The organism is Sphingomonas sp. PP-CE-3G-477 (assembly GCF_003050745.1).
Lineage (GTDB): Bacteria > Pseudomonadota > Alphaproteobacteria > Sphingomonadales > Sphingomonadaceae > Sphingomonas.
The window spans coordinates 793338-819971 of sequence record NZ_QAOF01000001.1 but is presented as its reverse complement, the minus strand read 5'-3'; the positions used below and the strand labels follow the sequence as shown (position 1 = coordinate 819971).

Annotated in this window: 25 protein-coding genes and 1 tRNA gene; 12 read left to right on the top strand and 14 right to left on the bottom strand. The window is 65.9% G+C overall.

Annotation, left to right across the window (positions count from 1 at the left end; genetic code table 11):
* Window positions 1-14: 14 nt before the first annotated feature.
* Window positions 15-2408, bottom strand: a complete 2394-nt coding sequence (lon, locus tag C8J45_RS03830; RefSeq protein ID WP_107962240.1) for an endopeptidase La — start codon at window positions 2406-2408, stop codon at window positions 15-17.
* Between the two features lie 250 nt (window positions 2409-2658).
* On the opposite strand from lon, the gene C8J45_RS03825 reads away from it, so the two are divergent.
* From C8J45_RS03825 to C8J45_RS03815, 3 genes are read left to right on the top strand one after another with little or no spacing between them, the layout of a single operon-like run.
* Window positions 2659-4383, top strand: coding sequence for a M1 family metallopeptidase (locus tag C8J45_RS03825; protein WP_107962239.1), 1725 nt, complete (start codon window positions 2659-2661; stop codon window positions 4381-4383).
* 56 nt (window positions 4384-4439) lie between these two features.
* Window positions 4440-4694, top strand: a complete 255-nt coding sequence (locus C8J45_RS03820; RefSeq protein WP_258191266.1) for a hypothetical protein — start codon at window positions 4440-4442, stop codon at window positions 4692-4694.
* Window positions 4691-5077: a cytochrome c family protein gene (locus C8J45_RS03815; protein ID WP_107961911.1), complete on the top strand. Its 387-nt coding sequence runs from the start codon at window positions 4691-4693 to the stop codon at window positions 5075-5077. The genes C8J45_RS03820 and C8J45_RS03815 overlap by 4 nt, the downstream gene beginning before the upstream one ends.
* 2 nt (window positions 5078-5079) lie before the next feature.
* Here C8J45_RS03815 and C8J45_RS03810 read toward each other — a convergent pair whose 3' ends face one another.
* Window positions 5080-6204, bottom strand: coding sequence for a calcium:proton antiporter (locus tag C8J45_RS03810; protein WP_107961910.1), 1125 nt, complete (start codon window positions 6202-6204; stop codon window positions 5080-5082).
* Between the two features lie 133 nt (window positions 6205-6337).
* Between C8J45_RS03810 and C8J45_RS03805 the strand changes: the two genes are divergently transcribed.
* Window positions 6338-6763: a hypothetical protein gene (locus C8J45_RS03805; protein ID WP_146168563.1), complete on the top strand. Its 426-nt coding sequence runs from the start codon at window positions 6338-6340 to the stop codon at window positions 6761-6763.
* Between the two features lie 279 nt (window positions 6764-7042).
* On the opposite strand, the gene clpX is transcribed toward C8J45_RS03805, so the two are convergent.
* The 5 genes from clpX to C8J45_RS03780 form a co-directional block, all read right to left on the bottom strand.
* Window positions 7043-8308 carry an ATP-dependent Clp protease ATP-binding subunit ClpX gene (gene clpX, locus C8J45_RS03800; protein ID WP_056048170.1) on the bottom strand — a complete coding sequence of 422 codons (1266 nt, stop codon included), beginning with the start codon at window positions 8306-8308 and terminating at the stop codon, window positions 7043-7045.
* Between the two features lie 145 nt (window positions 8309-8453).
* The gene (locus C8J45_RS03795; RefSeq protein ID WP_056048165.1) at window positions 8454-9143 is read right to left on the bottom strand and encodes an ATP-dependent Clp protease proteolytic subunit; all 690 of its coding nucleotides are present in this window, start codon (window positions 9141-9143) and stop codon (window positions 8454-8456) included.
* Window positions 9144-9376: 233 nt separating this feature from the next.
* Window positions 9377-10303 (bottom strand): glycosyltransferase family 2 protein, encoded by a 927-nt coding sequence (locus C8J45_RS03790; protein ID WP_107961908.1) that lies wholly within the window; start codon window positions 10301-10303, stop codon window positions 9377-9379.
* A gap of 270 nt (window positions 10304-10573) precedes the next feature.
* A complete protein-coding gene (gene tig / locus C8J45_RS03785) occupies window positions 10574-12229 on the bottom strand; it encodes a trigger factor (protein WP_107961907.1) in 1656 nt (551 codons plus the stop codon).
* A gap of 68 nt (window positions 12230-12297) precedes the next feature.
* A tRNA-Leu gene (locus tag C8J45_RS03780) sits at window positions 12298-12382 on the bottom strand.
* Window positions 12383-12491: 109 nt separating this feature from the next.
* Here C8J45_RS03780 and C8J45_RS19080 point away from each other — a divergent pair.
* The 3 genes from C8J45_RS19080 (at window position 12492) to C8J45_RS03770 (ending at window position 13567) form a co-directional block, all read left to right on the top strand.
* On the top strand, window positions 12492-12647 hold the full coding sequence (locus C8J45_RS19080) for a hypothetical protein (RefSeq protein ID WP_181321082.1): 156 nt from the start codon (window positions 12492-12494) through the stop codon (window positions 12645-12647).
* 2 nt (window positions 12648-12649) lie between these two features.
* Entirely contained in the window at window positions 12650-12868 is a 219-nt protein-coding gene (locus C8J45_RS03775) for a hypothetical protein (RefSeq protein ID WP_107961906.1), read from the top strand.
* Window positions 12869-13003: 135 nt separating this feature from the next.
* Window positions 13004-13567: a TIGR02281 family clan AA aspartic protease gene (locus C8J45_RS03770; protein WP_258191265.1), complete on the top strand. Its 564-nt coding sequence runs from the start codon at window positions 13004-13006 to the stop codon at window positions 13565-13567.
* A gap of 267 nt (window positions 13568-13834) precedes the next feature.
* On the opposite strand, the gene gatB is transcribed toward C8J45_RS03770, so the two are convergent.
* The 3 genes from gatB to gatC are packed head-to-tail and all read right to left on the bottom strand — an operon-like array spanning window position 13835 to window position 17188.
* Window positions 13835-15316, bottom strand: coding sequence for an Asp-tRNA(Asn)/Glu-tRNA(Gln) amidotransferase subunit GatB (gene gatB, locus C8J45_RS03765; protein WP_107961905.1), 1482 nt, complete (start codon window positions 15314-15316; stop codon window positions 13835-13837).
* 1 nt (window position 15317) lies between these two features.
* The gene (locus C8J45_RS03760) at window positions 15318-16886 is read right to left on the bottom strand and encodes an amidase family protein (protein ID WP_107961904.1); all 1569 of its coding nucleotides are present in this window, start codon (window positions 16884-16886) and stop codon (window positions 15318-15320) included.
* Window positions 16886-17188 carry an Asp-tRNA(Asn)/Glu-tRNA(Gln) amidotransferase subunit GatC gene (gene gatC / locus C8J45_RS03755; protein ID WP_056048145.1) on the bottom strand — a complete coding sequence of 101 codons (303 nt, stop codon included), beginning with the start codon at window positions 17186-17188 and terminating at the stop codon, window positions 16886-16888. The genes C8J45_RS03760 and gatC overlap by 1 nt, the downstream gene beginning before the upstream one ends.
* A gap of 142 nt (window positions 17189-17330) precedes the next feature.
* Here gatC and C8J45_RS03750 point away from each other — a divergent pair, with 142 nt between their 5' ends.
* Window positions 17331-18437, top strand: coding sequence for a DUF3089 domain-containing protein (locus tag C8J45_RS03750; RefSeq protein WP_107961903.1), 1107 nt, complete (start codon window positions 17331-17333; stop codon window positions 18435-18437).
* The gene (gene ruvX, locus C8J45_RS03745; RefSeq protein ID WP_060524389.1) at window positions 18434-18901 is read left to right on the top strand and encodes a Holliday junction resolvase RuvX; all 468 of its coding nucleotides are present in this window, start codon (window positions 18434-18436) and stop codon (window positions 18899-18901) included. Before C8J45_RS03750 ends, ruvX begins: the two co-directional genes overlap by 4 nt.
* Here the strand turns inward: ruvX and C8J45_RS03740 are convergent.
* The gene (locus C8J45_RS03740) at window positions 18898-20418 is read right to left on the bottom strand and encodes a hypothetical protein (protein ID WP_107961902.1); all 1521 of its coding nucleotides are present in this window, start codon (window positions 20416-20418) and stop codon (window positions 18898-18900) included. The two genes, ruvX and C8J45_RS03740, sit on opposite strands and share 4 nt — an antisense overlap.
* 134 nt (window positions 20419-20552) lie before the next feature.
* Here C8J45_RS03740 and C8J45_RS03735 point away from each other — a divergent pair, with 134 nt between their 5' ends.
* Complete coding sequence (locus tag C8J45_RS03735) at window positions 20553-21539, top strand: aspartate carbamoyltransferase catalytic subunit (RefSeq protein WP_107961901.1); 987 nt, start codon at window positions 20553-20555, stop codon at window positions 21537-21539.
* The gene (locus C8J45_RS03730) at window positions 21536-22756 is read left to right on the top strand and encodes a dihydroorotase family protein (RefSeq protein ID WP_107961900.1); all 1221 of its coding nucleotides are present in this window, start codon (window positions 21536-21538) and stop codon (window positions 22754-22756) included. The genes C8J45_RS03735 and C8J45_RS03730 overlap by 4 nt, the downstream gene beginning before the upstream one ends.
* 157 nt (window positions 22757-22913) lie before the next feature.
* Here C8J45_RS03730 and C8J45_RS03725 read toward each other — a convergent pair whose 3' ends face one another.
* From C8J45_RS03725 to C8J45_RS03715, 3 genes are read right to left on the bottom strand one after another with little or no spacing between them, the layout of a single operon-like run.
* Entirely contained in the window at window positions 22914-24254 is a 1341-nt protein-coding gene (locus tag C8J45_RS03725; protein ID WP_107961899.1) for an SPOR domain-containing protein, read from the bottom strand.
* Between the two features lie 16 nt (window positions 24255-24270).
* Complete coding sequence (locus C8J45_RS03720) at window positions 24271-24726, bottom strand: hypothetical protein (RefSeq protein ID WP_107962237.1); 456 nt, start codon at window positions 24724-24726, stop codon at window positions 24271-24273.
* A gap of 4 nt (window positions 24727-24730) precedes the next feature.
* The gene (locus C8J45_RS03715; RefSeq protein ID WP_107961898.1) at window positions 24731-25435 is read right to left on the bottom strand and encodes a ParA family protein; all 705 of its coding nucleotides are present in this window, start codon (window positions 25433-25435) and stop codon (window positions 24731-24733) included.
* Between the two features lie 179 nt (window positions 25436-25614).
* On the opposite strand from C8J45_RS03715, the gene C8J45_RS03710 reads away from it, so the two are divergent.
* The gene (locus tag C8J45_RS03710; RefSeq protein WP_107961897.1) at window positions 25615-26619 is read left to right on the top strand and encodes an SPOR domain-containing protein; all 1005 of its coding nucleotides are present in this window, start codon (window positions 25615-25617) and stop codon (window positions 26617-26619) included.
* Window positions 26620-26634 lie beyond the last annotated feature (15 nt).

Below are 26634 nucleotides of genomic sequence, written 5' to 3'. Positions count from 1 at the left end.
GATCCAAACATGGATCAGTGGTGAAGGCCACCCCCGACCGGCGCGATCGGTGCCGGCGGCAGCGCCGCCAGCTCGTCCGCATCGGTCCACTCGATCGCTTCGAGCGGCTCGGTCAGCGCCAGGCGGAGCACCTCGTCGACATGCGAAACCGGGATGATCTTCAGCCCCGCCTTGATGTTCGCCGGGATCTCCGCGAGGTCCTTCTCGTTTTCGGCCGGGATCAGCACCGTCTCGATCCCACCACGGAGCGCCGCCAGCAGCTTCTCCTTGAGGCCACCGATCGGCAGTACGCGACCACGCAGCGTCACCTCGCCGGTCATCGCCACCTCGCGCCGGATCGGCACGCCGGTCAGCGTCGAGACGATCGACGTGACCATGCCGATACCCGCCGATGGGCCATCCTTCGGCACCGCACCCTCGGGCAGATGGATGTGGATATCCTTCCGCGCGAACAGGCTCGGCTTGATCCCGTAGCTCGGCGCGCGTGCCTTGACGAAGCTGAACGCGGTCTCGATCGACTCCTTCATCACGTCGCCGAGCTTGCCGGTGAGCTTGGCCTGGCCCTTGCCCGCGACCGTCACGCTCTCGATCGTCAGCAACTCGCCGCCGACTTCGGTCCAGGCGAGCCCGGTGACAGCACCGATCTGGTTCTCGGTTTCGCCAAGACCATGGCGGTACTTCTGCACACCGGCATATTCGCCGATGTTCTCGGGCGTGATCGTGACGCTGGTGGTCTTGTTCTCGAGGATCTGGCGCAGCGCCTTGCGGCACAGCTTGGCGATCTCGCGCTCCAGCGTACGCACGCCGGCCTCCCGCGTGTATTGCTGGATGAGCGTACGAAGCCCTTCCTGCGTCAGCGTGAACTCGCCCGGCTTCAGCCCATGCGCCTCGATCTGCTTTTCGACCAGATGACGCTCGGCGATCTCGACCTTTTCGTCCTCGGTATAGCCCTCCAGACGGATGATCTCCATGCGGTCGAGCAGCGCTTGCGGCAGGTTCAGCGAGTTGGCCGTGCACACGAACATTACGTCCGACAGGTCGATATCGACCTCCAGATAGTGATCCTGGAACTTGCCGTTCTGCTCCGGGTCGAGCACCTCGAGCAGCGCCGAGGCGGGATCGCCGCGGAAATCCTGGCCAAGCTTGTCGATCTCGTCGAGCAGGAACAGCGGGTTGGACGTGCCGGCCTTTTTGAGGTTCGTCACGATCTTGCCCGGCAGCGAACCGATATAGGTGCGACGATGCCCACGGATCTCGGCTTCGTCACGCACGCCACCGAGCGACTGGCGGATGAACTCGCGCCCGGTCGCCTTGGCGATCGACTTGCCGAGCGAGGTCTTGCCGACACCGGGAGGACCGACGAGGCACAGGATTGGCCCCTTCAGCTTGTTGGTTCGCGCCTGCACCGCGAGATACTCGACGATCCGGTCCTTGACCTTCTCGAGCGCGTAATGATCCTCGTCCAGCGTCACCTGCGCGGCGGCGATGTCCTTCTTGATCTTCGACTTCTTGCCCCAGGGGAGCCCGAGCAGGACGTCGAGATAATTGCGCACGACGGTCGCCTCGGCGCTCATCGGCGCCATCGTCTTGAGCTTCTTCAGCTCCGACGTCGCCTTGCCGCGCGCCTCCTTGCTCATCTTGAGCGTCGCGATCTTCTGCGTCAGCTCGGCGATCTCGTCGCCTTCGCCCTCGCCGTCCTCGTTGCCGAGCTCGCGCTGAATCGCCTTCAACTGCTCGTTGAGGTAATATTCGCGCTGCGTCTTCTCCATCTGGCGCTTCACGCGGCTCTTGATCTTCTTCTCGACCTGAAGGACGCCCAGCTCGCCCTCCATCGCCGCGAACGCCATTTCGAGGCGCTTCGACGGGTTGGTTTCGAGCAGGATCGCCTGCTTCTCGGCGACCTTGATCTGGACGTTCGCGATCACCGCGTCCGAGAGCTTCGACGCGTCCTCGATCTCCGACAGCTGCACCGACGTTTCCGACGAGAGCTTGCGGTTGAGCTTGGCGTAGTTCTCGAACTGATCGACCACCGAACGCATCAGCGCGATGAGCTCCGGCCCTTCGACCTCGGCATCAGCGACCGGCTCGACCGTGGCGGTGAGGAAGTCGCCGCTCTCGTCGAGCGTTTCCAGAGTCGCGCGGCCCTTGCCCTCGACCAGCACGCGGACGGTGCCGTCGGGCAGCTTCAGAAGCTGGAGCACGGTCGCGGTGACGCCCATCGAATACAGGTCATCGCGCGAGGGATCGTCCTCGGCGGGGTCGACCTGCGCGACGAGGTAAATCTCCTTGTCCGCCGCCATCGCCGCTTCGAGCGCGGCAACGGACTTATCGCGGCCGACGAACAGCGGCACGATCATGTGCGGGAACACGACGATGTCGCGAAGGGGAAGGACGGGGTACTGGGTCATGAACGCTCCGGTGGGTGCCTGCATGGGGGCATAATCTACAGTGTATATGGTGAGGATGAACCGTCCATCAATTGGTTGGCGGTGGTTAGGGTTTTTAGCGCGTTGCCCAAGCGCCAGCCGTTCTCCTGCGAACGCAGGAGTCCAGGGTAACGGGCGGCGGTTTCAGTGATCCTGGGCTCCTGCGTTCGCAGGAGAACCGAAGGTGCCGGATCGCACTTGTATGCGAGCCGCCCAGGCGCGAGAACACGGCATGATCTCGCGTTTTCTCCTCGCCGCCAGCGCCACCGCGCTCCTCGCCGCCGCCCCGCTTCCCAAGAAGGGCGAGCCCGCGATCACCGCGCAGACGCAGCGTTCGGGTGGGGTGCTCACCCCCGAGCAGACCGCGCTACGGTTCGACAGCGCCGACCTCGCGTTCGAAGTGTTGCCCGAGACGGAGAGCCTGAATGGCGTGGCAACGCTCACCTTTACTGCGAAGGCCCCCCTCACCCGCCTGCCGATCGACCTCGACCGCAATCTACCGGTCAGCGCGATCGCGATCGACGGCGTTCCGCTCGCACCTTCGGCGTGGAGCAATCCCGAGGGTCGGCTGACGATCACGCTGCCAAAGCCCGTCCCCGCTGGCGGCAAGGTCACCGCGAAGATCACCTATGGCGGTACGCCGCACGTCGCGGTGAAGGCGCCGTGGGACGACGGGATGGTCTGGTCGAAGACGCCCGACGGCCGCACCTGGTTCGCGACGACCGCGGAAGGCTATGGCTGCGACCTGTTCTGGCCGTGCCTCGATTTCCCGACCGGCGAGCCTGCGCTGGTGACGCTGCACATCACCGTGCCGAAGGGGCTGAAGGCGCCTTCGAACGGCGTGCTGCTCGGCGTCGACACGCTGGCGGACGGCCGGACGACGTGGAACTGGCGCGCCAAGCACCCCAACACCTATGGTATCGCGCTGAACGTCGGGCCGTATGAGGAGATCAGCGGCGCGTACAAGAGCCGCTTTGGCAACAGCATCCCGATGTATTACTGGTATCTGCCGGGCGAGAAGGCGCAGGCGGAAAAGCTGTTCGCCGAGTTCGCGCCGACGCTCGATTTCTTCGAAAGCATGATCGGTCCCTACCCGTTCGGCGACGAGAAGCTCGGCGTGGTCGAGACGCCGCACAAGGGCATGGAGCACCAGACGATCAACGCCTACGGCAACGGCTACGAGAAGGCGCCGGAGGGGTTCGACTGGCTGTTCCAGCATGAGTTCGCGCATGAGTGGTTCGGCAACCAGCTGACCGCCGCGAACTGGGACGATTACTGGCTGCACGAGGGCTATGGCACGTACATGCAGCCGCTCTACGGCCAGTGGCGCGAGGGGCGTGCGCGCTATGCCGCGATGATGCAGGGCGAGCGCACCTCGATCATGAACCTCAAGCCGATCACGCAGCAGCGCGTCACCACCGAAGAGGAGGTGTACGAACTCGACAAGGGCGGTGCGGGGCAGGACATCTACTACAAGGGGTCTTGGATGCTCCACACGCTGCGGAGCCTGATCGGCGACAAGGCGTTCTTCGACGTGACTCGGCTCGCGGTGTACGGGCGCGCCGATCCGAAGCCGGGCAATTTCGCGCCGCGGTTCGGGTCGACGAAGGAATATGAAGCGCTCGTCCGCAAGGTGACGGGGAAGGACTATGCGTGGTTCTTCGACGTGTATCTCCGGCAGGCGGCTTTGCCTGAACTGGTCGAGACGCGGACGGGAAATACGCTGGGTTTGGCCTGGAAGGTGCCGGGGAATGGCCCGTTTCCGCTGCCGGTGCAGGTGCAGATCGATGGGAAGACGCGGACTTTGCCGATGACTGGGGGGAAGGCGAGCTTATCGGTCCCGGCGGGCGCGCATGTCGTGATCGATCCGGATGCGCTGGTCTTGCGGCGTAGTGTCGCACTGGAAGACGTTGCCGCCTGGAAAGCCGCGCAAGCTGCGAAGGCCAAGCCCCAATGACCTCTCCACCGTTCCCCCGCGAAGGCGGGGGCCCAGGGTACCAAGAGACGACGCCTGTGACTCCTGGACTCCTGCGTGCGCAGGAGAACATCTGGGCGTCTCGCGCGGCGGAGATGGCGGCGATCTTCATGGTTGGGGACGGGTTGATCGGGCTGTTGCAACCGCGCCGCCACGTCGATCTCTGGAAGGATGATGCGCTCGGGACCGAGAAACTGGTGAAGCCTTTCGTAGACCGCCCCGGCCGCCGTCGCCTCTACGCGATCGTGCAGATCGCCGCCGGTCTCGCCTTGGCCGCACGCCAGAAGCGATGACCCTGCCGCGGTGGCCCCTGCTGGCACTGGCGCTATCCGGCTGCGGTTCGAGCCCCGACACCGGCACGACCAGCCAGATCGCCAGTGGCGAACGCGTCTTCCGTCAGTGCACCGCCTGCCACACGATCGGGCAATATGCGGGCGATACCGATGGGCCGAACCTCTACGGTGTTATGGGCGGCCCGATCAGCGAGCGGCGCCCGCGCTTCTCCTACACTGCCGGGTTAAAGTCGCTTGGCGGCAACTGGGATGCCAAGCGCATGGATGCCTGGCTCACTAACCCGCGCAAAATGGTGCCCGGCACGACGATGGCGTTCGCCGGCCTTCCCGACCCCAAGGACCGCGCCGACGTCATAGCCTATCTATCGACGCAGGGCCCCTGAGCTTACGGCACCACCGTCGTGAACAGATAAGCGGCGAAGATCACGAGGTGGACGACGCCCTGCAACACCGTCGTCCGCCCAGTGCCGAGCGACAGCGTCGCCACGAACAGCGACAGAGCCAACAGCGTCATGCTCTTCGCGTCGATCCCGAGCGCGAGCGGCAGGTCGAGCACCAGCGACACGATCGCCACGCTCGGGATAGTCAGTCCGATCGTCGCCAACGCAGAACCAAGCGCAAGGTTGAGGCTGGTCTGCAACCGGTTGCGTCGCGCCGACTTGTACGCGGCTAGACTCTCGGGCGCGAGCACCAGCGCGGCGATCACCACGCCAACCACCGTCAGCGGCAGGCCCGCACCGAGCACCGCGGCCTCGATCGTCGGCGACAGCGTCTTCGCAAGCAGCACCACCGAGACTAGCGCAACCAGCAGCGCAGCGAATGCAATGCCCGTAGCGCGGCCCGACGGCGGCGCGGCGTGGTCGTCCTTGTCGTCGGTCGACGGCAGGAAATAATCGCGGTGGCGCACCGTCTGGACCAGCACGAACGTGCCGTAGAGTATCAGCGATACGACCGCGACGAAGATCAACTGCGACGACGCGTAGGTCGGGCCCTGCGTCGACGACGTATAGTTGGGCAGGATCAGCGACAGCACCGCCATCGCCGCGAGCACGCCGAGCGCCGCGGTCATGCCCTTCAGCGTGAACCGCTGCTCATGATGCCGCACCGCGCCCGCGAGCAGGCAGATCCCGATGATGAAGTTGAGGATGATCATGATCGCCGCGAACACCGTGTCGCGCGCGAGCGTGGTCGCGTCGACGGCGTTGGAGAGCATCAGCGAGACGATCAGCGACACCTCGATCACGGTGACCGCGATCGCGAGGACGAGCGTCCCGAATGGCTCGCCGACCTTGTGCGCGATGACCTCAGCGTGATGGACGGCGGCGAGCACGCTGCCGATCAGGACGATCACGGCGGCGGCGGTGCCGAGCGTGCCCATCTTGGCGAGGCCGACGAGGACGGCGAGCAGTCCCAAGCCCGGCGCGATCAGCGTCCAGATCGGGAGCGCCAGACGGTCCGGCATCGTCTCCACCACGTGTTCGTTCGGTCGGTCGGCCACTTCGATCGTCATGCATGCTCCCTCGTTCCACTTGGATAACGAATGCGCGAGGGCCGATAAGGGTCCGAGTCGGGGCGATTGCGGGGCGGTAAGGATCGAGTAGGCTGCACCGATGCGGTCCGCCGATCTTCGCCAGACGCTCGTCATGATCGCCGACGCGATGCGGGATGCTCGAGACCCGTGGTGGGTCATTTCCAGCGCGGCGGTGGCGCTTCACGGGGTGGCACCGATCGAGGTCGGCGACGTCGATGTGTTGATGAGCGTAGGCGATGCTCGGCGGGTGATGGACAGCCTTGGCGTCGTACCGATCGAGGATGGCGCGAGTTCGTTGTTCCGATCGACGCTGTTCGGGCGGTGGGAGTCGCCGCCGTTGGTCGTCGAGATCATGGCGGGGTTTCATGTTGCGACGGGCTCGGGCTGGACCGAGGTGCTGCCGCGAACGCGCGTACCGATTTTTGTGGATGAGCGCGTGGTTTATGTGCCTGACCGTGCCGAACTGGCCGAGATGCTCCGGCTGTTCGGACGTCCAAAGGACTTGGAACGCGTTCGGCTTTTGGCTGCGCAGATTTAGCACCTTCCCGTGGTGCCGTTGCAACCGGGCTCGTCCCTCTCCGAAGTAAGAATGGGGAAATCAGCGAGGACGGGCGGATCGATCGCCCGTTGAGATCAGGTCACACACACCGTTCCCCCGCGAAGGCGGGGGTCCAGGAGTTATGGCCGCTACCGCTTGGTACCCTGGACCCCCGCTTTCGCGGGGGAACTACAGAAGAGTGGACCGCAATATCTCAGCAAACAAAAAAAGGGGCGCCGATCGCTCGACGCCCCTCTCCGTATCTCAAACCAGTCCCGCTTAAGCAGCGTCGCCAGTCTTCTTCTTCTCCGCATAGACGCGGATCGGTTCCTTGCGGCCTTCGATCACGTCCTTGTCGATCATCACCTCGTCGACGCCGTCCATGCCGGGCAGGTCGAACATCGTGTCGAGCAGGATGCTCTCCAGGATCGAGCGAAGCCCGCGGGCGCCGGTCTTGCGTTCGATGCCCTTCTTGGCGACCGAGACCAGCGCGTCGTCGGTAAAGCCGAGCGCGACGTCCTCCATCTCGAACAGCTTCTGGTACTGCTTGACCAGCGCGTTCTTCGGTTCCTTCAGGATCTTCACCAGCGCGTCGACATCGAGATCCTCGAGCGTCGCGATCACCGGCAGACGGCCGACGAACTCGGGGATCAGCCCGAACTTCAGCAGATCCTCAGGCTCGACCGACTTCAGCGTCTCACCCGTCTTGCGCTCGTCCGGCCCGGCGACATACGCGCCGAAACCTATCGACTTGCCCTGGAGACGATCGCCGATGATCTTCTCGAGACCCGAGAACGCACCGCCACAGATGAACAGGATGTTGGTCGTATCCACCTGCAGGAATTCCTGCTGCGGATGTTTCCGGCCACCCTGCGGAGGAACCGACGCGGTGGTGCCTTCCATCAGCTTGAGCAACGCCTGCTGCACGCCTTCGCCAGACACGTCGCGCGTGATCGAAGGGTTCTCGGCCTTGCGCGAAATCTTGTCGATCTCGTCGATATAGACGATCCCGCGCTGCGCCCGCTCGACGTTGTAGTCCGACGCCTGGAGCAGCTTGAGGATGATGTTCTCGACATCCTCGCCGACGTAACCCGCTTCGGTCAGCGTCGTCGCATCGGCCATCGTGAACGGCACGTCGAGGATGCGGGCGAGCGTCTGCGCGAGCAGCGTCTTACCGCAACCGGTCGGCCCGACGAGCAGGATGTTCGACTTCGACAGCTCGACATCGGCACCCTTGGCGCCGTGGTTGAGCCGCTTGTAGTGATTGTGCACCGCCACCGACAGCACGCGCTTGGCGCGCTTCTGGCCGATCACGTAATCGTCGAGGACGTCGCAGATCTCCTGCGGAGTCGGCACGCCGCCGTCCTTCTTGGACACCAGCGCAGACTTCGTCTCCTCACGGATGATGTCGTTGCATAGCTCGACGCACTCGTCGCAGATGAAGACCGTCGGCCCGGCGATCAACTTGCGGACCTCGTGCTGCGACTTCCCGCAGAACGAGCAATAGAGGGTGCTCTTCGAGTCGCCACCGCTCAGCTTCGTCATTCAATCACCTCTCGCGCATGTCGGTGCACGTGCCGTTTCCGGGGCCGCTACCGTAACGCACCCCGGAGTTCCTACAATCAAATAAACCGGCCGGGTTTACGATTCACCCCATGCCAGCCCCAGTCGATCTGGGTTCAAGCGAGTATCAGGCAGGCTTCGGGGCATCCTCGGATACCGCCGGACGCTTGTCGAACACCTCGTCGATCAGCCCGAAATCCTTCGCTTCGTTCGCTTCGAGGAACGTATCGCGGTCCATCCGGCGCTCGATCTCCTCGATCGGCTGGCCGGTGTACTGCGAATACAGTTCGTTCATGCGCTTGCGGATGCGCAGGATCTCGCGGGCCTGGATCTCGATGTCGCTGGCCATGCCCTGTGCACCACCCGATGGCTGATGGATCATGATACGCGCATTGGTCATCGCGACGCGCATGCCGGGCTCGCCGCTTGCGAGCAGGAAGCTGCCCATCGACGCGGCCTGGCCGATGCACACCGTGCCGACGCGAGGACGGATGTACCGCATCGTGTCGTGGATCGCCATGCCCGCCGTGACGACACCGCCCGGCGAGTTGATGTACATGAAGATATCCTTCTTCGGGTTCTCGGACTCGAGGAAGAGCAGCTGCGCGGTGATCAGCGAGGCCATGCCGTCCTCGACGCCACCGGTCACGAAGATGATGCGCTCGCGGAGCAGGCGCGAGAAGATGTCGAACGAGCGCTCTCCGCGGTTCGACTGCTCGATGACGATGGGAACCAGGCCTGCTTGCGTCTGCTGCAGGCCGAGCCCGGCGCTGGCCAACGGGCTCGCGAAATCGCCGGTCTCGAACGGATTGTGCATGGAAATCTCTCTTATGCCCCAGTGAACCGCTAACATCGGCGGTCCGAGAGGGGAGTTCAAGCCCTCCCTGCCCTCGCCTCGGGGACTGCTTGCCCTCGCCCCTCCGGGGAGAGGGAGGGGCCCGCACGCACTTGCGGGTGGGAGGGTGAGGGGATGTTGGCGGACACCAACCGCCCCTCACCCTCCCGTGGCCAAGTAGCTGCTCCTTCCCTCTACCCGAAGGGGCGAGGGAGTCAGATGCCTGGGGCTGGGTAGGCCAGGTAGGCTAGGCGGCGGACTTCTCGGCGGCCGCGGACGACCGTGTCCAGGATCAGGCCGGTGAAGACGTTGAGCGCGGCGAAGATGCCGAGGCCGGTGATCAGGATCGCGGTCGGGAAGCGCGGGACCTGGTGGATCTCGAGATACGTCAGCACCAGCGGGATGCCGAGGATCAACGCGAGCAGGCCGAACACGCTGCCGATCGCGCCGAAGAACCAGAGCGGGCGCTCGATCCGGTAGAGCGTCATGATCGTGCGGAGGATGCGCCAGCCGTCGCCGTAGGTGCTGAGTTTCGATTCGGAGCCTTCGGGGCGCGCGTAATAGGGCGTCTCGACCTCGCCGATCGGCATCTTGAGTTCGAGTGCGTGGACGCTGATCTCGGTCTCGATCTCGAAACCGGCCGACAGCGACGGGAAGCTCTTCACGAACCGGCGCGAGAAGACGCGGTAGCCCGAGAGGATGTCGGTGAAGCTGCGGCCGAACAGGCGGGCGAGCATGCCGGTGAGTAGCGCGTTGCCGAAGCGGTGTCCGCGGCGATAGCTTTCCTGGACCTGGCTGATGCGCGAACCGACGACCATGTCGAGCTGCTCGTCGAGGACGCGCGCGACCAGATTCGGGGCGGAGGCGGCGTCGTAGGTCGCGTCACCGTCGGCCATGACGTAGATGTCGGCGTCGATGTCGGCGAACATGCGGCGGACGACCGCGCCCTTGCCCTGGATGCGCTCGGTTCGGACGACGGCTCCGGCGGCGCGCGCAACCTCGATCGTGCGGTCGGCGCTGTTGTTGTCGTAGACGTAGATGGTGGCGCCGGGCAGCGCGTCGCGGAAGCCCGCGATCGTCTGCGCGATCGCGGCTTCCTCATTGTAGCACGGGAGCAAGACGGTGATTCTCGGTTCGGTCATGCCCTGCCCTCGCATTTAAACGCCACGATCGACGTACGGCGCTTTCAGGCTGAACACCTCGGGCACGGACGCCTCTTCACTTCCTTGTTCTCCCGCGAAGGCGGGAGCCCAGTCTGGGTCCCCGCCTTCGCGGGGAAACAATTTCTTACCGATCCCCGTCCACCCGTCACCCCGGACCTGTTCCGGGGTCCACCGCTCCGCATGCTCTTCGGGATGAGAGTGTGCGGAACGGTGGATGCCGGAACGAGCCCGGCATGACGGAAGCGAAGCTTACGCCTCGGTCTTGGTCGGAGCCTTCTTCGCGCGCGGCTTCTTCGCCGGTGCGTCGGCAGCTTCGGTGCCCTCTGCGTTCTCGGCAGCGACCGGCGACGATTCCGTCACGGCCGTCTCTGCTTCGACCGGAGCCGCCTTCTTCTTGGCAGGCGCCTTCTTCGCAGGCTTGGCCTCTTCCGTCGCGTCCGAAGCCGGTGCCTCGTCCGTCACGGCGTCATCCGAAGCAGCCTCGTCCGAAGCCGGCTTGGCCTTCTTGGCTGCGGCCTTCTTCTTCGGCTTGTGGTTGTCGTGATCATGCGTGTGCGTGCCGCTGGCGAACCCGTCCTCGCTCTCGATCGCTGCTTCGAGCTCCTCGCGCGACGCTTCGCGGTCGGTGATCTCGGCCTTCTCGAACAGGAAGTCGACGACCTTGTCCTCATATAGCGGCGCGCGCAGCTGGGCGGCCGCCATCGGCTCCTGCTGGACGTACTGCATGAACTGCTGACGCTGCTCAGCGGGATACTGCTGCGCTGCCTGTGCGAGCAGACGCTGCATTTCCTGGTTCGAAACCTCGACGCCGTTCGCCTGGCCGATCTCGGACAGGAGCAGGCCAAGGCGCACGCGACGCTCGGCGATCTTGCGGTAATCGTCGCGCTCGCCTTCCATCTCGGCCATCGCAGCCTCGGGGTCGGTCTCGTGCGTGGCTTCGTGCTGGAGCTGCGACCAGATCTGGTTGAACTCGGCTTCGACCATCGACGGCGGCACTTCGAAGTCATGACCCTCAGCAAGCTGGTCGAGCAGCTTGCGCTTCATATGCGTGCGCGTGAGACCGTTATGCTCCTGTTCGATCTGACCCTTGAGCAAGCCCGTGAGCTGCTCGAGGCTCTCGAGACCGAGCGACTTGGCCAGATCCTCGTCGATCTTGCTCTCGCCCGCAGTCTTTACCGACTTGACGGTGATGTCGAACGTCGCCGGCTGGCCCGCGAGCGACTTCTCCTGATACTCCTCGGGGAAGGTCACGTTCAGGACCTTGTCGTCGCCGGTCTTCACGCCAACGAGCTGATCCTCGAAGCCGGGGATAAGACGACCCGAACCGAGCTCGACGCCCATGTCGGTGCCGGTGCCGCCGTCGAACGCGACGCCGTCGGCGGTCTTGCCGACGAAATCGACGGTGACGAGATCGCCCATCTTGGCGACATAATCGTCGGCCGCGTCATCCCACTTCTTCTGCTGGTCGGCGAACTTCTGGAGCTGCTCGGTGACCGCGTCGTCGGCGACGGGCACGGTCAGGCGCTCGAGCTTGATGCCGTCGATCGCCGGTGCGGGAACCTGCGGGAGGACCTCCATCTCGACCTTGACCACGGCGTCCTTGCCGAGGTCATAGCCGTCTTCGAGCTCGACCGAAGGCTGCATCGCGGGGCGAAGCTGCTTCTCGGCGACAAGCGTCTGGACACTCTCCTGGATCGCCGCGTTCAGCGCGTCCTGGGTCAGCGCCGGGCCGTGCATCTTGCGGATGAGGTTCGCCGGCACCTTGCCCGGACGAAAGCCCGGCATCTTCATCTGCGGCGCGAGGCGCTTCAGCTCGACATCGACCTTGGCATCGATATCCTTCGCGGTGATGGTGAGCGTAAAGGCGCGCTTGAGGCCCTCGTTCAACGTCTCGACAGTCTGCATGTCCGGCCTTTGTCTAAAAGAGCATTCAGGATAATTCTTCGGGCGGTCGCCTCGCCTGCGCGGCGGGCTGGTGCGGGCGAAGGGACTCGAACCCCCACATCTTGCGATACTTGGACCTAAACCAAGCGCGTCTACCAGTTCCGCCACGCCCGCACAGGACATCGCCGTAGCGGGCGCGTCTATACCAACGATGCATGCGGGGGCAAGCACATAGGCAACTCCCGATGATTACAGGCGTTGAACATTTAGAAGGAGAGACATCATGGCTACTCAACCCCCCGCAGAATTCCCGACCCCGACGTCGCCCGTCGAGCCGACTGCGCCGCCGCCCGAGTTCAATCCGCCCGCGCCCGACATCGATGTGCCTGCCCCTGGAACGCCGTCGAGCGATCCCGCACCCGTCCAGCCGGAGTTTTGAGCGTGAGCGATCCGCATTCCGGCACGAACCCCGAAACGCTCCCCCAGGATCGTGACGAGGACACCCGCAGCGATATCGAACAGGCGGTTGAGTCGCGCTCCGACGCGGTCAAGCGCGGCGAAGGTGGCGATGAGCCCGAGACGTTCACCGACAGCGGCCTGCCCGATGGCGTCGGCGGCACCGGCGGTGTCGTGAAGAACCAGGACAACGACGCGCAGTAAGCTCGCGTCAGCAACCATACAGGCGGGGGTGGCTATCTACATGATACCACCTCCGCCAATCAGGACCCGATAATCCCCACGATTCCCACCTTCGCCGAGCACCAGAGCCTCTATATCGCGCTCGGGCTCGCCGTATTGCTGCTGATCCTGGCGCAGCGCATCCCGATCATCCGAACGCTCGTCAATCTGGCGATGACGCTTGTCCTTGTCGGACTGCTGTTCGTCGCGATCGACCAGCGGCGTCAGTTCGACCCCTATGTCGGCAAGATCGCGCGGTTTTTGAAAATCGAAGACCAGCAGGTGGTCGGCGGCGAGGTCCGCATCCGCATGTCGCCGGATGGGCACTTCTGGGCACGGGCGACAATCGACGGAGTGAGCCAGCGATTGCTAATCGATAGCGGCGCGACGATTACCGCTATTTCCGAGAAGACTGCTGAGAAAGCTGGGGTTGAGGCGCGGGTTGGCGTGGTGCCGATCGTCTTGCAGACTGCTAATGGATCTATCGCTGCGAAGACGGGGACGATTGCCTCGCTACGGCTCGGGGCGATCGTCGCGCGGGATTTGCAGGTGGTGGTGTCGCCGGCGTTTGGCGAGACCAACGTGCTCGGGATGAACTTCCTGTCGCGCCTCGCGTCGTGGCGGGTGGAGGAGAACACGCTAATCCTCGTGCCGCATCATCCGCAGAAGGTGGACGGGTAAGGCTGCCTCCGTACACAACCACCCCGGCGAAGGCCGGGGCCCAATTGCAAAGGTTGCAGTAACGAAGCGCTGCCCTCAGTCAGCAACGTCCCCCAACTGGGCCCCGGCCTTCGCCGGGGTGGTGGCGATTGGGGAGATTCCCCCTTCTGTTCCCTCGCGAACGCGGGGGCCCAGAAATCCAGCAGCGCTACATTCGGTTACCCTGGACTCCCGCCTTCGCGGGAGAACAGGCAAGGCGGGAGATCGGTCAGGTTGCTCAGTGACAGCCTACGAAGCCACCGACTCCCCAAGCATCCCCTTCAGAACCTCGTTCACCACGGCAGGGTTAGCCTTCCCCCCCATCGCCTTCATCGTCTGGCCCACAAAGAACCCGAACAGCTTGTCCTTGCCACCACGATAATCCGCAACCTTGTCCGCGTTCGCCGCCATCACGTCAGCAATCACAGCCTCGATCGCCCCGGTATCGCTGGTCTGCTTCAACCCACGATCCTCAACCACCTTCGCCGCGCCGTCGCCGGTCTCGAGCATCACCTCGAACACCTGCTTGGCGAGACTCCCCGACAACGTGCCATCCGCGATCAGCCCCAGCAGTTCCGCCGCCTGCGCCGGCGACACCGGCGAGTTCTCGATGTCCTTGCCGGTCCGGTTGAGCGCGCCGAACAACTCCGACGTCGTCCAGTTCGCCGCCGCCGCCGGCTTCACGCCCGCGTCGAGCAACGTATCGAACCACCGCGCCGCCTCGACCTCGGCGGTCAGCACCGTCGCCTGATACGCGGTGATCCCCAGCGCCTCGTACCGAGCCCGCTTCGCATCCGGCAATTCCGGCAACGACGCGCGGCACTCGGCCAGGAACGCATCGTCGAGCACCAGCGGCAACAGATCGGGATCGGGGAAGTAGCGATAATCATGCGCGTCTTCCTTCGATCGCATCGAGCGCGTCTCGTTGCGATCGGGATCGTAGAGCCGCGTTTCCTGCTGGATCTTGCCGCCGGCTTCGAGCACCTCGACCTGACGCTTGGCCTCCTGCTCGACCACCGCCATCACGAAGCGCACCGAATTGACGTTCTTCGTCTCGGTCCGCGTGCCCAGCTCGTCGCCGGGCTTGCGCACGCTGACGTTGACGTCGGCGCGCATCGAGCCCTCTTCCATATTGCCGTCGCACGAGCCGACATAGCGCAGGATCGATCGCAGCTTCCGCAGGTAAGCGCCTGTTTCCGCTGGCGATGTCAGATCGGGCTTCGACACGATCTCCATCAGCGCAACGCCCGACCGGTTGAGGTCGACATACGACTGGGTCGGATGCTGGTCGTGCATCAGCTTGCCCGCATCCTGCTCGACATGGATGCGCTCGACGCCGATCCGCTTGCCCGCGGCATCCGGATTCTTCTCGTCGAGGCTGATGTCAATCGCGCCCTCACCGACGATCGGATGATAGAGCTGGCTGATCTGATAGCCCTGCGGCAGATCGGCGTAGAAGTAATTCTTCCGGTCGAACCGCGACCATTTGTTGATCTGCGCCTCGATCGCCATGCCGGTGCGAACCGCCTGACGGATGCACTCGCGGTTCGGCACCGGCAGCATGCCCGGCATCGCCGCATCGACGAGGCTCACCTGCGTGTTGGGCTCCGCACCGAACGCGGTCGCCGCACCCGAGAAGAGCTTGGCGTTCGACGTCACCTGCGCGTGCACTTCGAGGCCGACCACGACCTCCCACTCGCCGGTTTCGCCCTGGATTCTGTAATCGCTCATGTTACCACCAAGCCTCTGGTCGCGCGGTAAATCCTGCTCGCTGTTCGATCGCGAGCCCTGCGTTCAGCACGCCTTGCTCGTCGAGCGGCTTGCCGATGATCTGCAGCCCGAGCGGCAGACCTTGCTTGTCGAGGCCACCCGGCACCGACATCGCCGGCAAGCCCGCAAGCGACGACGGCACGGTGAAGACATCGTTCAGGTACATCGCGATCGGATCGGCCGACTTCTCGCCGAGCGCGAACGCTGCCGAGGGGGCGGTCGGGGTGAGAAGGACGTCGCACGTCTCCCACGCCCGCTCGAAATCGCGCGCGATCAGCGTCCGGACCTTCTGCGCCTGCGTGTAATACGCGTCGTAGAAGCCGGCCGACAGCACGTACGTGCCGATCATGATGCGGCGCTTCACCTCGGGGCCGAAGCCATCCGCACGCGTCGCGGCGTACATGTCCTGCAAGCCGGCGCCGGTCGGCAGGTCACGGATCCCGTAGCGAACGCCGTCATAGCGCGCGAGGTTCGACGACGCTTCGGCGGGCGCGATAATGTAATAGGCGGGCAGCGCGTATTTGGTGTGCGGGAGCGAGACCTCGACGATCGTCGCGCCGGCATCCTTGAGCCAGTCGATGCCCTGCTGCCAGAGCGCCTCGATCTCCTCGGGCATTCCGTCGACGCGATATTCCTTGGGAATACCAACGCGCAGGCCATTGAGATTGCCCGACAACCCCGCTTCCCACTTCGGTACATCGAGCTGCAGCGAAGTGCCGTCCTTGGAATCGAACCCGGCCATCGCCTCGAGCAGGATCGCGCAATCCTTAACGTCTCGCGCCATCGGCCCCGCCTGGTCGAGCGACGAGGCGAACGCGATCGTCCCCCAGCGCGAGCAGCGGCCATAGGTCGGCTTGATGCCGCTGATGCCGGTGAAGGCGGCGGGCTGGCGGATCGAGCCACCGGTGTCGGTACCCGTCGCGCCAGGGCAGAGCCGCGCGGCGACTGCCGACGACGAGCCGCCCGACGAGCCGCCTGGTGCGAGCTTTTTATGCCAACGGTTTCCAACCCTGATATGATTTCGGTTGAAATCTTTCGGGTTTGGCATGGTCAATTGATCGACCATCGCATTCTGATCGTCGAGCGCCTCGCCTAGATAAGGGCTAGCTACGTTGCCGAACGCCGAGGTCTCGTTCGACGAGCCCATCGCGAACTGGTCCATGTTGAGCTTGCCGAGCATCCCCGCGCCCGCGTCCCACAAATTCTGCGAGACGGACGACTCGTAGGTCGGCGTGAAGCCTTCGAGGATGTGGCTCGCCGCGGTCGTCGTGACGCCCTTGGTGCAGAACAGGTCTTTCATGCCGATCGGCACACCGGCCAGCGGCTTGAGCGTCTCGCCGGCTGCGCGCGCGGTGTCGGCCGCGGTCGCGGCGGCGATCGCGTGTTCGGGCGTCTCGACAAGAAACGCGTTCAACGCCTTGGCCTGGCTCACCTTTACGATGAACGCATCGGCGACTTCGCGCGCCTTGAAGCTGCCATCGCGGACGCCGTCGCGGATGCCTGCGATCCCGAGGTCTGTAAGGTCGGTCATTATTCGATCACCTTCGGCACAGCGAAGAAGCCATGCTCTGCCACCGGGGCATTGGCCAAGACCTGCTCGCGGATGCCGCCGCCGGTCAGCGGGTCGGCGTTGACGACATCGTCGCGCAGCCGCAGCGTGTTGGGGATGACGGCGGTCATCGGCTCGATACCGGTCGTGTCGACCTCTTCGAGCATCTCGATCCAGCCAAGGATGTTTCCGAGTTCCGGCGCCATGCGGGCGGCGTCCTCGTCGGTGATCGCGATGCGCGCAAGGCTCGCGATCCGCTTCACGGTTGCAGTATCTACGGACATGGGCTGCGGCTAGCACCGGGCGCGCAGGCGGCGCAACACCCTTCGTGTTCCCCCGCGGAGGCGGGGGAACACGAAGGTGCGCGATTGCAACGGCGGCGCGCATACGGCACGGGAGCCGGACCGCCTGCACGGAAGGTCCCGCTTGGCCCGCAAGTTTCTCTATTTCGTCGCCGCGATGATCGTTCTCGCGATCGCCGCCCTGCTCGCCTACCGCCTGTTCGGCACGCAGCTGATGCGCGCGGTGATGGTCCCGAGCGAGACTTTCCAGGCGCAACGCGAAGCCCCGCGCAACATCTACGCGCGAAAGATCATGTGGCTCGCCCGCCCCGATGCGCCAGGCAATCCCGCGCTCTGGACGCCGCCCGGCTACACGCCCGGCAAGCCCGGTACGGGCGCGGCGATCTTCTTCATCCACCCGACCTCGTACATCAACCGCGACCATTGGAACGCGCCGATCGACGATCCCGAGACCAACGCGCGGGCGGAACTCTTCCTCCGGGGGCAGGCCAGCGCGTTCAACGAAGCCGGCGACATCTGGGCGCCACGCTACCGCCAGGCGACGTTCGGTGCGTTCCTGACCAGCGTTGCGGACAGCGAACGCGCGCTGGCACTAGCATACGGCGACGTCTCCGCCGCGTTCGACCGCTTCCTCAAGGAAGCCGGCCCGAAGCGCCCGATCATTCTCGCCGGGCATAGCCAAGGCGCGCTCCACCTCACCCGCCTCCTCCGCGACCGCGTCGCCAACGATCCGAAGCTGAAGTCGCGGATCGTCGCGGCGTACGTAGTTGGCTGGCCAGTCTCGCGCACTACTGACTTGCCGAAAATGGGCCTCGCCGAATGCCGTACGGGCGACCAGACCGGCTGCATCCTGTCGTGGGAAAGTTTCGCCGAGCCCGCCGATCCCTCGCTGATCGTCGATGCCTACGACCAGACCACAGGCTTCAACGGCCAGCCGCGCAAGGGCACGCCGATGGTCTGCACCAACCCGCTGACCGGCACCGCCGACGCGACCGCGCCCGCGACCGCCAACCTCGGCACGCTCGTCCCGTCCGCGGACCTGAAGACCGCGACGATCGCGATCGGCAGCGTCCCCGCACGCTGTGCCGACCGCGGCTTCCTGCTGATCGGCGAGGGCCCGAACCTCGGGCCGTACGTGCTGCCCGGCAACAACTACCACGTCTACGACTACAGCCTGTTCTGGGCGAACATCCGCGCCGACGCCAACCGCCGCCTGAAGGCTTTCCAATGATCACGCTCTCCGCCGCGCAGTTCCGCGACGCGCTCCCGAACGGCGGCCGGCTGATCGGCCTCGACGTCGGCACCAAGACGATCGGCACCGCGCTCTGCGACGCCGGCTGGTCGTTCGCGAGCCCCGCGCTCCTGATCCGCCGCACCAAGTTCCAGAAGGACAAGGCCGCACTCGCCGAGATCATCAAGGCGCAGGCGGTCGTGGGGCTCGTCATCGGCCTGCCGATCAACCTCGACGGCAGCGAAAGCCCACGCTCGCAATCAACGCGGGCGTTCGCGCAGAACCTCAAGGACATGGGCCTGCCGATCCTCCTCCAGGACGAACGCTGGTCGACCGTCGCCGTCACCCGCACGCTGATCGAACAGGACGCCAGCCGCGCCAAACGCGCCGAACTCGTCGACAAGATGGCCGCCGCCTACATCCTGCAAGGCGCCATCGATGCACTGGTGACCGCGCAGATCTAGCGCACGACCCGGTAGAGCGTGGACTGACCGTTGGTCCAGATTACGCGCAGGTCCGGCGCTTTCGCCGCTCCCGGCGCGAACCCGATCGTCCAGACGTGCGTGAAGGCCGCGCGTGGGAACTGCGCGATCGTCGTCTTGAAATCGGAACCTATGTCGGCACAGATCGACGGGTAGACGCTCTGGCCAGGGTCTGCGGTATAGGGCGCGGCGATCGCATAGCGGATCTGCAGCGCCTGCTGGCCCTCGATAGCCCATTGCTCGTTGCTGAAAGTGTCGCGCCGCACGATCGCCAATCCCGGCAGGTGATCGCGCCGCAGATCGGTCCAGGCGCCGTTACACGGCCTTGCGACCAGCGAGAGCACGGCCGCACCTCGTGGAATATAGTAGATCGCGGCAAGTTCGCGCTGCTGTTCGGACGATCGCTCGACGAAACTGACGGTGTCGCCGGTCAAGCGGATCAGGACGAACGCCACCGCCAGCAGCGCCAGCGTCCGCGACTGCGCGACATCGGTCGGACGTATCGCAACCAGCGCGAGCATCATCCCGGCCGGTGCGATCCGCATATCGACATACGCGCCCCCCATCAGCAGCCGTGGCAGCACGACGAACGCGCCGAGGCACAGCAGCGCAGGCAACCCGAGCAGCGATGAAAATACCATCCGCCGGCTCCGCAGAGCTGCGTACAGGACGCCGATCACCGTCAGCAACGAGAGCAGATCGAACCATTGCCAGCGATCGCGAAAGAGCGACAGCAGCCACATCGTCTTCACCGTCAGGTTGAACCAGTCGTCGGCGCCCAACCCTCCCGCCCCCCGCCCCGACGCAGCGGCGGCGATCATGGCGATCAGCGGCACGCCGAGCGGTACGCATTGCAGCGCCGCCATGACGAACGATGCGGGCCAGCCGCGCCCGCTCGCACGGACTCGCGCGACGTCGGCGCCCGCCGCCATCAGCCCGAACAGTCCCCAACCGAAGCTGTGCGAGATCCACAGCACGCACGCGATCGGCACGAACAGCAGCGCGCGCAGGACGAGTCGATCCTGCCGCCCCAGCCGGATCCACAACGCCAGCGCACAGAACGCCAGCGCCTGCGACAGCGCGAAATTGACGAAGCCGAACTGGAACGGCCAGGCATAGGCGAGCGGCACCGCGAACATCGCGGTCGGCGGCACGCGCCCATGCGCCTCGCGCGCCGCCCATAACAGCCCGGCGACGGTCAGCATCGGGATCGCGATCACCGCCAGCTTGGTCGCGACCTCGAAGGGAAACAGGTGCGCCAGCGCCGGTACGAGCAAATCCATCCCCAGATTGGGAATCAACGCCCAGCGATAGTCGTAATAGCGCTGAAGATCGGGCGAGGTCGGCAGCGCCATCGCGATATGCCAGCGCCCCATATGGCCCGGCAGATCGCTGAGCGGAGGCAGCGCCGGCCACAACAGCGGCACCGCGGACAGCAGAACGAGCGTCACGGCAAACGCGCGCGTTTCCCACCATCCGGCACCGTTCGCGTTTGTCATCTCGTCCTGCGCCCTCGCCCCATCTGCAAACGCCATCCCACACCCACGCTAAATTCCGGTTAACCATGCGGTTTGCGGCGACGCATCGCGGAGCGCTTGCCCCCTGCCCCGCGCGCCACTATCCCGCAGCTTTAATGCGAACCTCAGATCACCGCCCCGCCGCCCTCATCGAAGGCGGCGCCGTCTTCCCGCACCGGCATCTCACCGGCATCGACGGGCTCCAGCCACACGAGATCGCGTTCCTGCTCGACGAGGCGGAGACGTGGGTCGGCGCCAACCGCACGCATGCCACGCCCGACAAGCGGCTGGCCGGGCTTACCCAGATCAACGCGTTCTTCGAGAACAGCACGCGCACGCTCCTGTCGTTCGAGATCGCCGGCAAGCGGCTCGGCGCGGACGTCGTCAACATGCATGCCGCGCAGTCCAGCGTGAAGAAGGGCGAGACGCTGATCGATACCGCGATGACACTCAATGCGATGCGCGCCGACGTCATCGTCATCCGGCATATGTCGAGCGGCGCGGTGAGGCTGATCGCGGACAAGGTCGACTGCCCGGTGCTGAACGCCGGCGACGGACGCCACGAGCATCCGACGCAGGCGCTGCTCGACGCGCTGACGATCCGGCGACGGAAGGGCTCGATCGCCGGGCAGCGCGTCGTGATCTGCGGCGATCTGCTGCACAGCCGGGTCGCGCGCTCGAACATCCTGGCGCTCACCGCGCTTGCCGCCGAGGTCCGCGTCTGCGCGCCGTCGACGCTGATGCCCCCGATGATCGAGCGGATGGGCGTCACCGCATTTACCGATTTCGACAAGGCCCTGGAGGGTGCGGACGTGGTGATGATGCTCCGGCTCCAGAACGAGCGGATGGACGGCGCCTACGTCCCCTCCACACGTGAGTATCGACTCCGCTACGGGCTGACGCTGGACCGGTTGGCGAAGGCAGCGCCTAATGGGCTGGTGATGCACCCCGGCCCGATGAACCGCGGCGTCGAGATCGACTCCGCCGTCGCCGATCACGCCCGATCGGCGATCACCGAGCAGGTCGAGATGGGGGTCGCCGTCCGCATGGCGTGCCTCGACGTGCTGACCAGGCGCGCGCGCGGCGTGGAGGGTTGGGCATGATCCTCGCGCTCACCAACGCAACCCTCGCCTGCCCGGTCGGCGGCGTGACGAAGGGCAATCTGCTGGTCCGCGACGGCGTGATCGGCGCGACCGGCATCGTCGATATTCCCGCCGATGCGACGGTCGTCGATTGCGGCGGCAAGACGGTCGCACCCGGGATCGTCGACCTCGGCGTCGCGAAGGTCGACCGTGCCGCCTTCCGTGCCGGCGGGATCGTGCGGATCGGCCTGATGCCCGACCAGTCGCCGGTGCTCGACGACCCCGGCATCGTTCAGCGCGCGGCGTTGATCGGCAAGCCCGACCTCTGGATCCATCCGATCGCCGCCGCAACGCGCGGACTCGCAGGCCATGACCTCGCCGAGATGGCGATCTGTCTCTCGGCGGGCGCGAAGGCGGTCGGCACGGGCAAGCACTGGATCGCCGACAGCGGCGTGATGCGGCGCGTGTTCGCCTATGCGCGCGATCTCGACGTGACGGTGATTGCGCATGCCGAGGACGAGGGGCTCACCGCTGGCGCGGTCGCGACCGAAGGCGAGACCGCCACGCGGCTCGGTCTCCCCGCCGCGCCGGCTGTTGCCGAGGCGCTCGCGATCGCGCGCGACCTGATGCTCGCCGAGGATACCGGCGCGCGGATCCACATTCGCCAGGTGACGACGGCGGCCGGGTTCGACCTGATCCGCGCGGCAAAGCGTCGCGGCGTCGCCGTCACGTGCGGCATCACGCCCGCGCATCTGCATTTGTCGGAGATCGCGGTCAGTGACTTCCGCTCGTTCGCACTGCTCTCGCCGCCGTTGCGCGCGGACAGCGACCGTCGTGCAGCGCTCGAGGCGATCGCAGACAGCACGATCGACGTGCTCTGTTCGGGCCATGAGCCGCGCGGACCGGAAGAGAAGCGGCTGCCGTTTACCGATTCGAGCAGCGGGATGGCGGGCGCGGAGACGCTGTTGCCGCTCGCACTGATGCTGGTGCGTGACGAGCGCATCTCGCTGGAGCGGCTGTTCGCGCTGCTGGCGAGCAACCCGGCGCGCGTGCTCGGGCTCGATACCGGGACGTTAGAGGTGGGCAAGCCCGCCGACCTGATGCTGTTCGACCAGCAGGCGCCTTGGCAGATCGTCGGGGAAGAGTTTGCGGCCGAGGCTGGCAACACCCCGTTCGACGGATTGCCGGTGCAGGGTCGCGTGTTGCGATTGTGGAAGGGTGGCCGCGAGGTTCGGTAGTGCGGGGTCGATAGCCCACAAGCACCACCCCGGCGAAGGCCGGGGCCCAATTGGGGAACGTCGCCAATTGAGCGATACCCTCCGTTACGCCGACCTTTCCAATTGGGCCCCGGCCTTCGCCGGGGTGGTCCTGCGCCGAACGGCCAGCCTGATCCGCTTACCGCGACGCCATCTGCATACCCGGCTTGCGCAACCACTGCGCCATCGCATCGCCAGCGCCCTGCCGGACGAAGCACGCCCCGCCCGTGGCGCGGTACTGGCGACACATCGAATCGGCCGCCGACCGACTGAACCCGCCGACCGAAAGCCGGTAGAAATCCTCGCCCCTCGCCTTGAAGGCCGTGCCGTTCGGCGAATAGCTGGCGAGCACCGCAAACCGGCGCGCGGCGCGGCCCCAGGCGTCCTTCGCAACGCCGGCACTTTCGAACGCGCCGAGCTGTACGTACCAGTTGCCGGTCGCAGCAGCCTTCACCCGGTACGCGGCCGTCGCCATGCCACGACCCGTTTGCGCGGGCGCCGCGGCAATTTTGATCGGGCCACCAGCCGGGCGCATCATCATAGACGGCAGCGACTGGACAACCTCCTGCCGCGGTCCGAACGATACCTTGGAGAAACCTGCGACCGGCCCCGCCGTCTGTGCCGCAGCCGTTTCGACGGGAAGCGGCGCACCGGGAACCTCGACCGGATCGGCCGCCGCCAAAGCCTGCTCGGGAACGCCCGGCACGACAGGCGCGGGCGCGTTCAACGCCAGCGCCGCCGGCTGCCCGGGATCGACCACCGCACGGACGCCGAGCAGCCCCGCCACCTGGTCCGATGCGTTGGCGGGCTGCGCGAACGTCGCCCATTGTTCGAGCCGCGCATCGACGTCCGCTGGCGCCATGTCCGCGGCGGCGACCACGCGCGCCGCAGGCCACTGCCCTGCCAGCGCATAGCTCAACGCCAGATTCTGCCGCACCTTGGCGCTCGCCGCGGGCGAACGCGCAACCTCGGTCAACACCGCGATGCCGCCGGCCGTGTCCCCTGCCAGCGATAGCGCCAGCCCGCGATCGGTCGCCGGGATGATCGCAGCGTTTGCCGCCAGCGTCTGCCGCGCCGCCTGCCAGTCCCCCGTCGCGACCTGCGCCAGCGCGAGGTTCAGCGCAGCCTTGCCGTTGCCCGGCGACAGCTGGAGCGTGTCTGCAAAGGCGCGGGATGCCGATGCGAACCGACCGCCCTGCAGATAACTCTGCCCGAGCAGCATGCGATACTCCGCCGACCGCGGCACCAGCGCGACGGCATTCTCCGCAAGACCGATCGCCGCCGATCCGTTGCGATTGGCGAGCGCGATCTGCGCCTTGCCCGCGTCGCGCGCCGCGCCCTTCGACGCCAGCGCCTCGCTGCGATCGCTGGCCGAGGCGACGCCCCCGTTGCTCATGGCGCCATTGGCGGCGCAACCGACCATCGTACCGCCAAGCAGGAGGGCCGATATGCCGCCGAGGAGAAGTGCGCGCGTGTTCATCGGGATGATCCCTGTTTCAACGTTTGGGTTTTGCGGGCGGCAGTTGCGCGACGAGCGCCTCCACCTCGGGCAAGGATTGCAGGAAAGCGTCGAGCGCCTGGGTCATCAGTTGCTGCGACGAACGTCGGGTGATTGCACTCGCCAGCCGAAGCCGCAGATGCCGGTCGGCATCGAGGCGCAACGTGAACGCCGCCTTCGATCCCGGCGTCGTCGGCGCCGCCTGGCGCCTGATCCGTACGGCAGTCGCGAGCGAAACATCGGCGACGGCGATCGGCGGCGTCTCGATCCCGGCCTTCAACGCCTCGCGCTCGATCAACACGGGCGGCACGGGCGATCCCATGTCGTTCCAGCCCAGATCGTCGCCTGCATCGTCCGGCGCGCGTTCGTCCTGCGCGCGCATCGCGGGGCGTGCATCGCCCTTGCGCGCCAGCAGCGAGGACGACAGCGATGCGGCGGGTTTCGGCTGGACCATGGTCTTAGCCGACCACTCGACGACCGAAGCCACCGGGGGCGGGGCGATGCCCTGCGGCGGTCGGCACGGTGAACACGGTACGACGGAAATTCTTTTCCAGGCGGTCGCAGACATAGGTCCACAACGCCTCGATCTCGGCGGCCGACTTGCTCTTCGGGTCCAGTTCCATGACGGTACGTCCGTCGATCATCGACACCGCGAAGTCGGTGCGCTGGTGTATGATCGTCGGCGCCACCGTGCCGTGCTGCGACAGGGCGAGCGTGGCTTCGGCGGTGATGCGCGCTTTCGGTGTCGCCGCGTTGACGACGAAGATCAACGGCTTGCCGGCCCGCGCGCACATGTCGACGGTGGCGCCGACGGCGCGCAGATCATGGGGGCTGGGCCGGGTCGGCACGACGATCAGCTCGGCGACCTGGATCACGCTCTGGATCGCCATCGTGATCGCAGGCGGCGTATCGATCATCGCCAGCTTGAAGCCTTGTTGGCGAAGGATCTCCAGATCCGCCGCCAGCCGCGATACCGTGGTCTGCGCGAAGGCGGGGTCTTCGTCGGTGCGTTCGTTCCACCAGTCGGTCAGCGACCCCTGCGGATCGATGTCGATCAGGACCACGGGCCCGTGTCCGGCACGCTCGGCCTGGACGGCGAGATGACCCGTCAAGGTCGTCTTCCCCGATCCCCCCTTCTGCGATGCGAACGCTAGAACGCGCATAATCGGCCCAACCCCTGGTATTCGCGACGGGAGTGCCATGCGCGGCTCTAAGAAGCGGTTAACGCGGCTTCATAATGGGTTCGAATCAAGCGACATTGGTGCGAAATCCGCACAAGCTCCCTTTGCCATGCGCGCCGAACGGCGGCATGGTAGCGACGAGTGGATGTTGAGGTAGAGCGATGACGGTTGGGAAGCTTCTCTTGGGTGCGGTCGCGTTGAGCGGCGTGCTCGTCGCCGTTCCCGCGATGGCCGACGTGAAGGCCGGCGTCGATGCCTGGGCCAAGGGCGATTTCCCGAAGGCGGTCGGCGAATGGCGCCCGCTCGCGATCGGCGGCGATGCCGATGCGCAGTTCAATCTCGCCCAGGCGTACAAGCTCGGCCGCGGCGTACCGCTCGATCCGGCGCTCGCCGAGAGCTGGTTCCGCAAGGCGGCGATGCAGGGGCATCAGCAGGCCGAGGATAATTACGGGCTCGCGCTGTTCCAGGCGGGGAAGAAATCCGACGCGCTGCCATGGCTGGAGAAGTCGGTTGCGCGCGGCGAACCGCGGACCCAGCTGGTACTCGGCACGATGCTGTTCAACGGCGACGGCGTCCCGCGCGATTTTCCGCGTGCCTATGCGCTGATGACGCGCGCGTCGGCGTCCGGGTTGCAGTCCGCCTCGCAGACGCTGACGCAGATGGACCAGTATATCTCGCCCGCAGACCGCGAGAAGGGCACCGCACTGGCGCAGCAATATGCGTTGCAGGCCAGGCCCGCAGCAGCACCGCGCTCGACGGTCGGACAGACGCCCGTCCCGCCGTCCCGCATCGCCGAAACGCCGCGCCCGACCAGGCTGGCGCCGAGTTCGCTGCCCGCCCGCGTCCAGGCCCCCACGCGGGAGCCGGTAGCCAAACCCGTACCGAAGCCCGTGCCGCCGAAAGCCAACGCACCGAAGCCTGCCGTCGCGAAGCCGGCGCCAGCGCGTGCGACCGGCAACTGGCGCATCCAGCTTGGCGCCTTCCGCGACCAGGGCAATGCCGAGACGCTGTGGAACAAGGTTCGCGGCAAGCTCCGTGGCGCACAGCCTTCCTATCCCAAGGCGGGCAGCGTGACCCGGCTCCAGGCGGGCGGCTTCGCGTCGAAGGCGGATGCGACGCGGGCTTGCTCGGCGGCTGGCGTGCCCTGCGTGATCGTCGCGCCTTGATCTGATCCCCCGGAT